A 15,121-nucleotide genomic window follows, 5' to 3' on the forward strand; every position below is an offset into this window, starting at 1 on the left:
AAGCCACCAAAAAATCGCACCAGCCTTCGACAGGCTCAGGCGACGACGATACGTGGGTTAGAGCGGGGACATTAAACGTAAAATGGCGAACGGCGCGATCCCGATTGCTATCGGAACTCGTGTCTAGCTTCTCCAAAAAGATACGTTAAGTGGTGAATTCATCAAAGTCTTAATACAAAAAATCCCTTTGCGAACTTTGCGTAAATCTTTGCGCCCTTTGCGGTTAAAGAATAGGTACGCTTAGGTATCGGTGGAGCACAATGTTCCACAAAGTTTTTCACAATGGTCACAATGCTGTCTTGTAAAAGCTGACGTTCCGAACTTCTCTAGCGCACAGAAATCACCGAACCACACCGAATCTAGCTGAATACGACGCCGCTGAGGAAAACACAGAACGTGTCATTTTCCAAAAATTATTCTCTTGCCTTCGACAAGCTCAGGCACCAACAATACGTGGGTTCGGGTGGGAAGATGATACGAATAGCGGCGAATTCATCGACCCCGATAGCTATCGGGACTTGTCTCTAGCTTCTCTTTTCCCAGACGGATCTTTCCCGTAAGGACGTTTCGTTTCCGCAATAGCGATTTCCTTCGGACAGTTCGGCTATTGCCTCGAGTGGCGCGGAAACCCCACAGCGCCGCCATCGGCAGGCGCGAGGAGTTGCAGCAAAAGCGCGGGCGCCGCTAGTTTGATTTTTGATGAAGTGGCATTTTGCGGCGCATTGCCCAAAAGAAAACAGTTACCTAAATAAACGCGCTATTATTGTTATCTTTACGCTCTTTTTTACAGCACCTATGATTCACTCGATGACGGGCTTTGGCAAGGCAAGTGCACAACTTGACGGCAAGAAGATAACCGTAGAAATAAAATCTCTTAACAGCAAAGGACTTGATTTAAACGTTCGTGTTCCGCAGCAATATCGTGAGCTGGAGCTCGATTTACGCAATAAATTATCGAGTTCCTTACAGCGTGGCAAAATAGATTTCAATATTTACTTGGAGAATACAACTGAAGTAGCGCCTGCCAAAGTAAACGTGCCTATTGTGAAACTTTATGTCGAGCAACTCAAGCAAGTGTACCATACCGAGGATACGATAGAGTTATTGAAAATGGCCGTTCGTATGCCCGAAGCTTTAAAAACAGAGCGTGAGGATATAGATGCGAGTGAATATGATGCTGTTGCTCACTTGGCAAGCGAAGCTATGGATGATTTGATAGCTTTTCGCAGATCGGAAGGTGTGGCTTTAGAAAAAGAGTTTTTGCACCGCATTGCAAACATCATGACATTAATGAATGAGGCATTGCATTTGGATGGCGAACGTTTACAGACGGTGAAGACGCGTTTGCGTACCGCCGTGGCCGAACTTAAAGAGGCTGTAGATGAGAATCGGTTTGAACAGGAGTTGATTTTTTATTTAGAGAAATACGATATCACGGAGGAGAAAGTTCGTTTAGAAAATCATTTGAATTATTTCATAGAAACCTTAGCAGGTCAGGAAGCCAATGGCAGGAAGTTAGGATTTATCGCTCAGGAAATGGGTCGAGAGATCAATACCATGGGATCGAAGGCGAACCATGCGGGCATGCAGCGTTTGGTTGTTCAGATGAAAGATGAATTAGAGAAAATAAAGGAACAGATTTTGAATGTGTTGTAGCAGCAAGCAAAAATGATGAAAAAGGGTAAGCTTTTGGTTTTTTCAGCGCCGTCGGGTTCAGGTAAGACGACGATTGTTCGCTATTTGCTCTCGCAGAAGGAATTGAATTTGGATTTTTCGATATCGGCAACTTCTCGTCCGAAGCGTGGAGATGAAATCGACGGTCAGGATTACTACTTTTTGTCGGCCGAAGCTTTTCAGCAAAAGATTGCAGAAGACGCTTTTGTGGAATACGAAGAAGTTTATAAAGATAATTTTTACGGGACTTTGAAAAGCGAATTGGAACGCATTTGGAGTTCGGGTAAGCATGTGATTTTTGATATCGATGTGGTTGGAGGATTAAGCATCAAGCAGCAGTTTCCGGATCGGACCTTGGCTGTTTTTGTTTGTCCGCCTTCGGTTGAAGAATTAGAGCGCAGGTTGCGCAACCGCCAGACAGAATCGGAAGAAAAGATAGCCATGCGTTTGGCAAAGGCTACCAGAGAGTTGGAAGCAGCGAAAGATTTCGACGTAGTTTTGAAAAATTACGATTTGGAATACGCCAAGACGGATGCATATCGTTTGGTTTCGGATTTTTTGCGATTAGTTCAAGCTTCGGAGGAGCTGTAAGCTATGAAAATCGGTTTGTTTTTTGGTTCGTTTAATCCCATACATATAGGTCATTTAATAATTGCCAATCATTTGGTTGAGCATACCGACTTGCAGGAGGTGTGGTTTGTGGTTACGCCTCACAATCCGCATAAAAAGAAGTCGACCTTACTCGACGATTACCAGCGTTTGCATATGGTTCGTTTGGCGACAGAATCTTACCATAAAATCAAGGGGAGCGATATCGAGTTTAAATTGCCGCAGCCCAATTACACGATACATACGTTGGCACATTTAGAAGACAAGTTTCCGCAGCAGGAGTTTAGTTTGATTATGGGTGCGGATAATTTGAGTCAGATTCATTCTTGGAAGAATGGCGATTTGTTATTGGAGCGCTATTCGATTTACGTTTATCCGAGAGTTCAAGATAGAGATATCGATAAAGGTGTATATCCGACTTCGGTTTATTGGGTGGAAGCGCCGATTATTGAGTTATCGGCCACCCAGATTCGTGCGATGTTACGAGAGGGTAAGAATATCAGGCCATTAGTTCCTTTGGAAGTGTTTGATTATTTAGAAAAAAACGCATTTTATAGGAAGTAAATTTCTAGATAGTTAGTATTTTGTTAAGGCTTTGTGTTAAATTAAACGCAAAGCCTTTTTTCTTAACATATCGATAACATTGGAGGTAGAAGAGTTTAGCTGTCTTAATTATCGACTTTGCGTAAAATTCTGTTAAAAGCGCCACGATTAGCCTTTTTATCGAAAAACATTTTATGTTATAACTAGATATTTCTTTAAAATCTTACGATTGTTAACTTTTTTTTCTACTTTTAGCCGTTATTAATTAATTATAAACTATGTGTAAAAATTACAATCTTTTGAGCACGGGTAGGGATACCTGGCTCGGGAATGGGCACGAAAGTACGGCGATTGGTTCGCAGCGGGGTGCTCCTGTATTTAAGCCATGGTTGTCCTCCTTATTAATGCTTCTAGGGGTTCTCTTTGGAAGTATTTCGTATGGACAGACAATTTTGGTATCTCCAACAGGGGATGGAGGTTTTGAAAATGGTTCGACTCCCGCTGCAAACGGGTGGACTGTTGCCAATTCTTCTACAGACCGATGGGTGGTAGGAACAGAGGCTGGCCCAGGGACTGGCACCAATTCTGCCTTTATAACTTCTGCGGTTGCCTCGCCATTTACTTGGACTTATTCTCAAGTATCTACAATTCAGCATATCTATCGTGATGTAACGATACCGGCTGGAGAAGGTGTAGTAACGATCAATTTTGCTTGGAAAGCAGGCGGAGAAGGTTCTGGAACTTCGGATTGGGATAATTTGAAAGTTTTTTGGGGCTTGGCATCTGCTTATACACCTGTTGCTAATACAGCTGTAGCAGGTGGTTTACAGGTTGCAGGAAACGGTGCCGTAAATGGAATGTATAAGCTTTCCTCGGCAGCTTACAGTAACTCTACTATCACTGTTTCGGGTATTCCCGGAACAACTTATAGATTATGTTTTAGTTGGAAGTCGGATATTACTGACATTGTTAATCCGCCGGCATCTATTGATAATGTTCAGGTTTCTTCACGAGCTGCTGGGAATTTTGTTTCTACTACTACTGGAGGAAACTGGTCAAGTGCAGCGACATGGGTCGGTGGAGTTGTTCCAGCTAGCGTTGATAATGCAACGATTGCAGATGGTGCGACTGTAACAATAGATGTCGCAGGTTTGGCGGTTAATAACTTAACAGTTGGTCAGGGTGCAAGTGGTATACTTACTTATGCAACTGCTCCGACTGCTTTTACTGTGGCCGGAAATTTAACGGTAAACACGGGAGGTACCTTTAATGTATTTCAAGGAACTACCGGAAAGACTTTAAATGTTGCCGGGAATATTTCAAACTCGGGAACAATAAACTTATCTGTGGGTTCAATTACTGGAGCTACATTAGTTTTAAATGGTGCATTGCCGCAAACTATTGGCGGTACGGGTACATGGACAGCAAACGAAATTCGCAACCTTACATTTAACAACACTAATCCTGTAGGCAGTATTGGTGTAAATTGGAATGTTTCGAATATTTCGGTTTCAGGAACTTTAACTTTTACAAACGGTTTAGTTGCTCTAGGAAGTGCCAACAGTTTACGTTTAGGTATTTCAGCGACAACAGTTGGAACCTTATCATATACTAGTGGTGGTTTCCTAAACGGTAAGTTTATCCGTTGGTGGACGTCTACGGGAACTGGTAGTACTGTTACTGCTGGAACGAATCCGTCTGCTGCAGGCGGTCGCTATCCTTTTGTTAATTTAAATGGTCAGCAGCGCTCAGCGTTTGTAGAGAGATCTACCGCGCTAGCTGCAGGACAACTTTCTTGTACATATGTAGATGCGACTACAACATCGACAGTTGCGATTACAGACGGAGCTTATAACGTGACTCAACGCTTTGACGGAAACTGGACTTTCTCAACGGAAGGTTCTGCTTACGCGGCTACTAATAATGAGGTAGCGTTTTTAGGAACGGGTGCTTACATTGCCAATAATGGTAATAGCCGTGTTATTGGAGCAAGCGCCGCAGTTGGTACAAACCAAGCTGGTTCGAATCTTCCAATGGCACAGCGCTTACTGACTGTTGCTCAATTGACTTCGGGACCACTTTATATAGGTGCTAATTCGGTTGATATACAACAGCCATGTACTGGAACCCCTTCTGCTGGAGTAATTACTGGTACGTTGAATATATGTTCAAATACCAGCACAATTTTGACTTCTACAGGTTTTACGGCTGGTGTTACCGGAATCACTTTGCAATGGCAACAATCTACTGACAATGGAGTTAGTTGGGTTAATGCTGTAGGAGGTTCAGGTGCAACAACCGCTGTTTATACAACTCCGGAAATTACTTCGGCAATTTCATATCGTTTATTAGTATCTTGTACAAGCAGCGGTTTTTCCGCTACATCTGCTACACAAGTAATTAATTTACTTACTTGTACATATAATACAGCAATATCTTCTTCAACTTATACTTCGATTATGCCGGCTAATGGAGGAACCGGTCTTCCTTATTCGGGATGGGTAAGCGCTACTAGTGGGGATGATAATACGAGTACGATTGTCAATCTTCCTGGAACTACTTTCCAATATCAAGGACAGACTGTTTCAGGATTTAGAGCTTGTACAAACGGTTGGATGACTTTTAATACAGCATCCACTTCTGTACAATGGACAAATGATTTGACAAGTACTGCTCAGAATTTAATTTTAGCGCCATTCTGGGACGATTTAGTTGTAACAGGACAAGCATTTGCTAATTTAAACGCCTCTATGCGTTATCAGATTTCTGGTACTTTAGGTTCTGGAAGTGCGGTAATTACTTTAGAGTGGGCTGGTCTTGAAAGATTTAATATCGCAGGACCAAACTTGAATTTCCAAGTTAAGTTGTACGAAGCTGGAAATGTTATCGAGTACATTTATGGTGACATGCAAGGTTTTGATGGTACTTTTGATAGTGCCTACTCCTATTCAGTTGGTTATAATGGATCTAGTCCAGCAGCGGCAGCTACTCGATTAATTCAACAAACGGCAAACACGAACTTCTTTGCCTCGACTAACCAAACGAGTTTAAATATTATACCAACTTGTAACACTAAGATTACTCTTACGCCAGGTACTTATGCGGGTCTTACATCAGCGCCAGCAGCTAGTGCTCCATCAAATGATGAGTCGGCTTCAGCAATTGTATTGCCAGTAATAGTTGGTGCGGTTGATAGCTATTGTGGAGACTACTTCAACAGTAGAAATGCTACAAATTCTGGTGCTGGAAATGCTTGCGGTGCTGCTGGAAACCAAGACGACGATGTGTGGTTTAGATTTAACACCACTGCATCACCTGGTTACAGCATTATCTTGCGTTCATCTCCAGGATACAACGGAGTTCTACAACTTTTGGATAGCACGCTAACTGAAGTAACTTGCGTTAATGCAACTACAACGGGAGCAATCGAGACAATAACTGCTGATAGTTTGATTCCAAATGGTCAGACTTATTTCATTCGTGTTTTCCATAATGGAGTTGGCTCAGGTACTTCTGGAGAGTTTGCTTTAACGGTTCAAGAGGTAATTCCTGCTCCTGCTAACGATAACATTGCAGGTGCTATTGCGCTTAGCGTAAACGGTACTGCAACATCAAGCATCCTACCAAATGCTATTGCAGCAACGGCTTCTCCTCAGACAGTTTGTACTGGCGCCGCCGATGATGACCAATGGTTTAGTTTCGTCGCAAATAGCGCTGACCAAAGAATCATTGTTACTTCTGCTGCAGGATACAATGCTGCATTCGAAGTTTGGCAATCGAGCGATAACACTCCAACAGGTACGTTGTCGCAATTTACAGGAAGCTGTACAAATGCAGCATCTACAGGACTTTCAGAAACTTTTACTGGAAATTCATTCGTAATTGGTAACACCTATTTTATTAGAGTTTATCATTTCGCGACAGGACCTGGTTCAGGAAACTTTACAATTAGAGTATTAAACCTGCCACCAGCCTGTGTTTTAAATACTGCGCCATTAAATAATCAAGCGGGAGTATCTCTAACTCCAACTTTAAGCTGGGATGCTTCAGTAGGAGCAATTGCTTATGATATTTATTTTGGTACTATCGTAGGTGCTGAAACTTTATTGGTAGCGAACGTTCCTGGTACAACGTATACAATACCAACGCCATTGTCAGGTCAAACCACATACAGCTGGTATGTTGTTCCAAAAGATGCTAATAATTCAGCACAGTGTACTTCTGCAAACGGTACTGTTTTTACAACCGTTTGTAACGCATTAACTACATTCCCTTATCTTGAAACATTTGAATCTAACTCATCTACATTACAGTGTTTGGGAGTTATAAATGCGGATGGCGGTGGAACATGGGGATTAACTACCACTAATCCAAGAACAAATGCCCAAGCAATTTCTATCAATACGGCAACAGCTACATCTAACAATGATTTTGTTGTTTTACCAAGATTTAGCCTAGATGGTATTCCAAAACGATTAGTGTTCTATGCAAGAGCATCTGCTAACAATACACCTGCAGAAATTGAAGTTAGATTATCGACAACAGGTATATTGCCAACAGACTTTACTACTGTTTTACTACCGTCAGCGCCTGTAACCAGTACAAGCTATAATGCATATGTTGTTGATCTTACTGCTTATACAGATACTACTGTAGCAATAGCATTAGTGAGAGCTGGTAGTCCGTTGAATGGTGGCACACTTACTATTGACGACGTAACGGTTGAGGATATTCCTGCTTGTGCAAATCCAAGCGCACTGATTGTTTCTCCATTGACTCAATCATCGGCGTCTGTTTCATGGACAGCTCCTTCAAATCCTCCTCTTGACGGTTACGAATTTGCTTTTACTACATCATCATTTCCACCAACATCAGGTGATCCAATAGCTTCAAATAGTACTACAGTTACTGGTTTAACAACAGGTTTAACGTATTATTTACATGTACGTTCAGTTTGTGCAACAGGTACAACGTTTAGTTCATGGTCTACTTCTGTTCCATTTACTTTGCCAATTGTTACGCCTCTACCTTGGTCGGAACCATTTACTTTAACAGGTACACCTGCTGGTTGGAACACTAGCGGTTGGTCAATTGATGGTTTTACAGGAGGGTCTGGAAATCCAGGTAACAAGCTCGCAAGAAACCTAACTACCGGAGTTGAATCGGGTAGCTTTACAACACTAATTGCGGGTACAGTTGCTACTGGCGATGTTTTCGTGTTCGATTACTCTTTCGCGAATGCAACAGCATTAACAACGTCTCCTGTAGCTGGAGCATGTTCAGTAACAGTTCAAGTTTCGACCAACTATGGCGCGACTTTTACTACAATTGATACATTCTCAAACAATGGTTCAACAGGCTGGTTTAACAGATTATATAATCTGTCTGCTTATGTTGGATCTGACGTTCAATTTAGAATTAACGTAACGAGATTATCAGGAAATTACTTTGCTTTATTTGATAATTTTGGAATACAGCCTAATTGTACAGGTGCGCCAAACGGCGGAACTGTATCTGCACCAACGCAATCGTTGTGTTCAGGGGCTACCGTAGCTGCAATTACGGTAACTGGAGCTTCAAGTGGTGCTGGAATTTCTTACCAATGGCAGCAATCTACCGATAACGGTGTTTCTTGGGCTAATGCAGTTGGTGGTACGGGTGCCACTACACTTACTTATACTCCTCCTGTTTTCGCTGGTAGTACAATTCAGTACAGATTACGAGTAAATTGTTCAGGAAGTGGTCAGGATTCATTTAGTACTGTTGCTGAGATTAATTCTAATCCTAGCGCAGTACCATTTACAGAAACGTTTGACACTTTAAATCCAAGTTGGGCAATAGCGCCATTTGCACTATATGATTCAACTGGCGGCGCTGTTCGTGGAGTTTCTGGGAATTCTGGGAATTCTATATACAGAAATGTATGGGCAAGTTCAACAACAGGGGCGTTCCTTACAACGCGTTACGGGCCAATTGTAGCTGGACAGTCATTTAGCTATGATTATAGATGTACTAATTTTTCTTCACCATTTGCTGCAACGGCAAGTAATTCTGGTACATTCATTGTAGCTGTTAGTACCGATTGTGGTGTAACTTTTACAAACATCGATACATTTAATAATGTAGAAAGTGCAAACTACCAAACAAGAACGGTGAGTCTTGCGGCTTATGTTGGTCAAACTATTATTGTTAGACTTACAGCTAACTGGATACAAGGAGATTTTGATGCAGCATTCGACAATGTTGGAATATTAGTTGCTCCTCCTTCAATTAGCACTTTTACTCCGAATACAGTTTGTGGCACTGGTTCACAAGTTGTTATTACGGGTCAAAACTTTGGTGCTGTAACTGCTGTTAGTTTCAATGGAGTTAGCGCAGCAGCATTTAATGTTGATAGTGCAACTCAAATTACTGCAACAGTACCAGCAGGTGCCACTACAGGACCAATTGTTTTAACAGCTCCTCAAGGAGATGGAACTAGTAGCACTAATTTTACTATCAACAGTATTCCAACTGTAGATCCTATTGCGGGTGCTAATAATGTTTGTAAGAATAGCACTATTTCGCTTACCAATCCTACATTAGGTGGTGTTTGGAGTTCTCAAAACCCTGGAATTGCTACTGTTAATAGTTCAGGAGTTGTAACAGGTGTTACGCCTGGTACAGCAACAATTGTCTATACAGTAACAGTATCGGGATGTACAAACTTTGTTACTAAACAAGTTATCGTTGATGATAATGTGGCTATCACTACCCAACCAGGTAATGCCATTGTAGTTTCTGGTGACAATACTTCTTTTGCAGTTGTGGCATCTAATGCAACAACTTACCAGTGGTTTTATTCTCCAGATGGCGTAGTGCCGTTTGTTGTAGTTCCAGCAGATGCAACTTTTTCAGGCACTACTTCGGCTACATTAAACGTAACGAATACTCCAGCAAGTCTTGATGGCTACAGATTTTATGTAGTTGCTTCTGGAGCTGCTTCGTGTGCAGCCGTTACTAGTAATACAGTAGTACTTACTATAGGTGATACAGGTATCGCTACGCAACCGCAAAATGTTGCCCTTTGTGATTCAGGTAATGCAACTTTTACAGTTGTTGGATCTGGAACTGTGAACGGCTATCAGTGGTATGTTATTGATAATACCCTTCCAGCTACTCCTGTGGCAATCACAGATGGAGGCGTTTATAGTGGAGCGACAACAGCTACATTGACAATAACTGGAGCGACTCCTACATTAAATGGTTACAGATACTTTGTTATTTTAGATGGGCCTGTTACAGATCCAACTTCTAACCAAGCAACATTGTCGGTGGCACAAACTCCAACAGTTAGTGCTCCTGCTGATGCATCGATTTGTTTCACGGGTGGTTCTACTAACTTAGTTGTAACTACCAGCAATGCTGTTTCTACAGCATGGCAGTATTCGACTTCTAGTACTGGTCCTTGGTCTGCAGTGGCAGATAACACACCAGCTGGAGCTACTTATACTGGATTTGCTTCCAACACACTGAGTGTTACCACTACAGCAGCAACGCCAGTTGGAACTTATTTCTATCGTGCGGTGGTTGCAGGTACAGCACCTTGTGCTTCTGTAGATTCATCTAGCGCTAGCTTAACAATCAGTCAGCCAGTTGTTGGTGCCCAGCCTGCTAATACTTCGGTACGCAGAGGAAATGCCGCAACTTTAACAGTTAGTTCTCCAACGCCAGGCGCTACTTACCAGTGGCAACGTGCGACAACAGTAAATGGTACTTACTCAAATGTAGTAAACGGTACGCCTACTGGCTTAACTTTTACAGGCGCAACTACTGCAACTTTGAATATAGCAACCGCAGGAACTGCTGCTATTGGTTCAAGTGGTTTCTACAGATGTGTGATTACGACCATAGCTGGTTGTAGTGTAAATAGTAATGCTGTAACATTTACGGTTCTAGATTACTGTAATGCAGCAGCTACAAGTACAGGTGATACGGATATTGCTCGTGTTGTCTTTGGAGGCCTTGCTAATCCAGCTACACTGCCTGCGTCGATTTTGAATAATGCAGCAGCGAATGCATTGTATACTGATTTTACAGGATTAACGCCTGTGGTATCTTTCACGCAAGGAACTTCCTATCCAATTTCTGTAGCACAGTTCACAAGCGGTGGTACTTTCTATCAAGCTTGGACTAAGATCTTTATTGACTGGAATCAAGATTTGGATTTTGAAGATGCTGGCGAGGTATATAACGCCGCGAATGGTGTAAACGGTCCAGCTACTTCAACTACTCCTCCAGCAGGTGGTTTAGTTTTCAGCAGTAACATCACAATTCCATTCACTGCACTTACTGGTACTACCAGAATGAGAGTATTGTTGGCCGAGAGCGGCTCAACAACTTCAAATGCTAATGGTTGCGGAACTTTCACTTTCGGGGAAGTTGAAGATTATACCATTAATATCGTTGCAGCTGATGCTTGTACTGGAACACCTGTTGCAGGTACTACTACTTCAACGATTACAAGTACATGTTCTGGTGGAAACGCTACTTTATCACTTACGGGTGCTAGTAGTGGTGTAACCGGATTGAGCTATCAGTGGTTTAGTAGATCACTGCCAAGTGGAACTTTTGCTGCGATTTCAGGAGCAAATTCAGAAACTTATGCAGTTACTAATTTGACACAAGGCACCGAGTACTACTGTCGCGTAACTTGTACCAACAGTAACGAGTTTGCAGATTCAACTCCTGCATCAATTGCAGTTGTTAATTGTGAGTATACTGTTTCGGCATCTGATATCACCTACTCGTCTATTATGGCGACAGGTTCAACTTATACCGGACTTTTCACAACTTTTGGAAATGCAACAGATGGAAACGACGTTAGAACGAACAACGTTAGTTTAGCAGGAACAACTTTCTTGTATAATGGGGCTCCTGTTACCGGTTTCTATGCTACTAGTAATGGTTGGATGACATTTAACACAACGCAGACAGCTACTACAGGCTTAAATGATCTAGGAGGTACAACAAATAATGTGTTGGCACCTTTCTGGGATGATTTACAAATTCAAGGTAACGTTACAGCGAACCGCGATAGCTCTATGCGATATAGCATTGCAGGTACTTTAGGATCTGGTTCTGCTGTAATTACAGTTGAATGGGCTCAAATGTCGAGATTTGGTTATACCGATTCGAACTTGAATTTCCAAGTTGTATTGCGTGAATCTGACAACTCGATTGAGTTTAACTATGGTACGATGCAAACATTTAACGGTTCTACTAATGTTGCTGCTGGCAATTGGTCTTACACTGTCGGATTGAATTCGTCGATTCCGAATCCAGTTTTACCAGCTACGGCGACGACTAGAAACCGTTTAGTTTTACAGAATGAGAATAGTATAAACTTTAGCGCTACTTCTCAAAATGATTTGCGTCTTGCGCCTAAGTGTGCTTCGCAGATCAGATTTGTACCAGCTGCAACATATAGTGGTGGTTCTGCACCGTCTATTGTTCCAGCGAATAATGAATTAGCTACTGCTTTTGTAATACCAGTAAATGCTTCACCATGTTTAAGCACTTGCGGTAATGTTTACAGCAGCAGAAATGCTACAGCTTCGACTGGAATTGCAGCTTGTGCTCCAACTCCTTCAGTTGTAACAGGTAATGCTGATGACGATGTATTCTTCAAGTTTACAACAGATTCAGTTTTAACAAGCTATACTATTAATGTTATACCTTCAGTAGGTTACGATGCATTTGTACAAATTTTAGATTCATCTTTCAATTCTGTTAGATGCTTGAATTCTGCAGGTGCTGGACTTACTGAAACTTTAGCTCAGATTACATTAAATACTTCTTCTGAGTATTACATTCGTGTATACGATACATCTACGGGTGAATCTGGCGGAGTTAATGGAAGCGGTAATTTTGCAATCTGTGTAAACAGCCAAGTATCACCACCAGCTTACGATGAGCCTGCTGGCGCTATTTCACTTACATTGAATGGTACATGTACTCCAGTGAATAGTACACCTGCTGATATTTCTAGATTGACTGCAACTACTGGCGTTCAAGCTTGTAGCGCGTCTACTCCTGGAAATGCAGATGACGACGCTTGGTTTACATTCACTACACCTGCAAGTACTAATGGTCTAGTGTTTAATGTTCGTGTTCAAGGTAACACTACTTACAATCCTGTAGTACAAATTTTCAGTGGTAACCCAGCTCTAAACAATGCAATTGCTTGTGCTAATTCAACTGGTGCGGGTGCTATCGAAACATTCTCTTCAGGTGCTCTTGTAGCTAATACTCAGTACTATGTTCGTGTTTATCACTCAGGTACTGGTTCTGCTAGCGGCGATTTCACAATTTGTGCTTTCGTTACTGTTCCTTCATGTTTAACTGTTCCAAGTAGCCCTGCTAACAATGGCTTTGTTTGTGGAATAGGAAGTACAGTTAATCTTACCTGGGCAGCCGTAGCTAACGCTACAGGTTACGATGTATTCTTTGATGCAGGTACAACTGCTACAACACAAGTTGCAACAAACCAAACAGGCACATCTTTTACGACTACTGCGCTTGGAGCTGGTCAGTACGCTTGGAGAGTAGTTCCTAGAAATGCGTTTGGTTCTGCAAGTGGATGTTCTACATTTACTTTCACTGTTCAAAGTATTTCTGTTGCAGGTACACCATCAGCAAATCAGACGATTTGTACGGGTACTCAACCTGCTCCAATTACTTTAAGTGGTCATGTAGGTAATGTTCAGTGGCAAGTTTCTACTAACAATACATTCTTTACGAATATTATTGGTGCAACAAGTGCTACATTAACGAGTACACAAATGGGTACATTGACTGCAAACAGATTCTATCGTGCAGTTGTTACCAACACGCCATGTTCATCTGTAAATACTGCAAGCGTAAGCGTAACTGTGAATCCAGTTGCTACTGCAGGTACGGTTTCGGCAAATCAAACGATTTGTGCAGGATCTACACCTAATGCAATTACAATTACAGGCCAGAATGGTACCATTCAATGGCAGGTTTCTTCTGATAATGTGGCCTATACTGATATACCAGGTGAAACATCTTCAACACTTTCAGCTTCTAGCATCGGTGCTTTGACCAGCACAAGATTCTATCGTGCCCAAATGACCAGCGGAGTTTGTCCGGTGGTTAACAGTAGTGTTGTAACTGTTACTGTGAATCCTCAGCCGGTTGCTGGTACAGTTTCTTCTGACCAGACAATTTGTTCAGGTACTGCTCCTGCTAATATTACGCTCACAGGTTCTTTAGGTTCAATTCAGTGGCAGGTAAGTACGGATAATGTTACATTTAATAACATTTCTGGACAAACAAGTGCAACTCTTTCAGGTACAACGATCGGTAATTTGTCTCAGACTCGTTACTATAGAGCGCGTGTTTCTGGAATTGCTCCTTGCGGTTTCGTAGATTCAGCTGTTGTAACTGTTACGGTTAATCCAGCAGCAGTTGCTGGTACAGTTTCTGCGAATCAGACTATTTGTTCTGGAAGCGAGCCAAGCAATATTGTATTAACTGGTTCAGTTGGTACAATCCAGTGGCAAGAAAGTTCTGATAATAATGTGTTCACTGATATTTCAGGTCAAACATCAGCGACGTTATCTGGATCTGCTATCGGTGCTTTAACTTCAACACGCTTCTATCGCGCGGTTGTATCAGGTTTAGCACCATGTACACCAGTAAATTCAGCTGTTGTAACTGTTACTGTTAATGCAACATCTGTTGCTGGTACAGCTTCATCAGATCAAACTATTTGTACAGGTACACAACCTGCTAATGTCACTTTAACAGGTAATACAGGTACAATCCAGTGGCAAGTATCTTCTGACAACAATGCTTTTGCTAATATTTCTGGAGCTACTTCAGCTACATTAACGGCTGCACAAATGGGTACTTTAACAGCTACTCGTTACTACCGTGCGGTTGTTACCAACGGTGTTTGTAGTTCGGCTACCAGTAATGCGGTTACTGTTACTGTAAACGCATTAACAGTTCCGACCTTCACTCCAGTAGCAGCAGTTTGTTACAATACAACAATTCCTGCTTTACCAACGACTTCAAACAATGGTATTACAGGAAGCTGGTCTCCGGCCTTGAATAACTTGGCTACAACTACGTATACGTTTACGCCTGATTCAGGTCAGTGTGCCGACGTAACAACACTTCAAGTTGTTGTTAACTCAACTACTTGGGATGGTACAGCGTGGTCGAATGGTGCGCCATCTTCTACAGTGGGAGCAATCTTTGGCGGTAACTACAACCAAGCAACAGA

General features: G+C 42.1%; 4 protein-coding genes. All 4 read left to right on the forward strand.

Annotated elements, in window-relative coordinates; all coding sequences use genetic code 11:
- Positions 1-795: 795 nt before the first annotated feature.
- A complete protein-coding gene (locus Q0064_RS03265) occupies positions 796-1,656 on the forward strand; it encodes a YicC/YloC family endoribonuclease (RefSeq protein WP_298144235.1) in 861 nt (286 codons plus the stop codon).
- A gap of 15 nt (positions 1,657-1,671) precedes the next feature.
- Positions 1,672-2,265 (forward strand): guanylate kinase, encoded by a 594-nt coding sequence (gene gmk / locus Q0064_RS03270; RefSeq protein WP_298144224.1) that lies wholly within the window; start codon positions 1,672-1,674, stop codon positions 2,263-2,265.
- A gap of 3 nt (positions 2,266-2,268) precedes the next feature.
- Entirely contained in the window at positions 2,269-2,847 is a 579-nt protein-coding gene (gene nadD / locus Q0064_RS03275; RefSeq protein ID WP_298144227.1) for a nicotinate (nicotinamide) nucleotide adenylyltransferase, read from the forward strand.
- 278 nt (positions 2,848-3,125) lie between these two features.
- Positions 3,126-15,121 (forward strand): GEVED domain-containing protein (locus Q0064_RS03280; protein ID WP_298144230.1); only part of this gene is annotated, 11,996 nt, incomplete at its 3' end.

Source organism: Flavobacterium sp. (assembly GCF_027490375.1).
In the GTDB taxonomy this organism is placed as follows: domain Bacteria; phylum Bacteroidota; class Bacteroidia; order Flavobacteriales; family Flavobacteriaceae; genus Flavobacterium.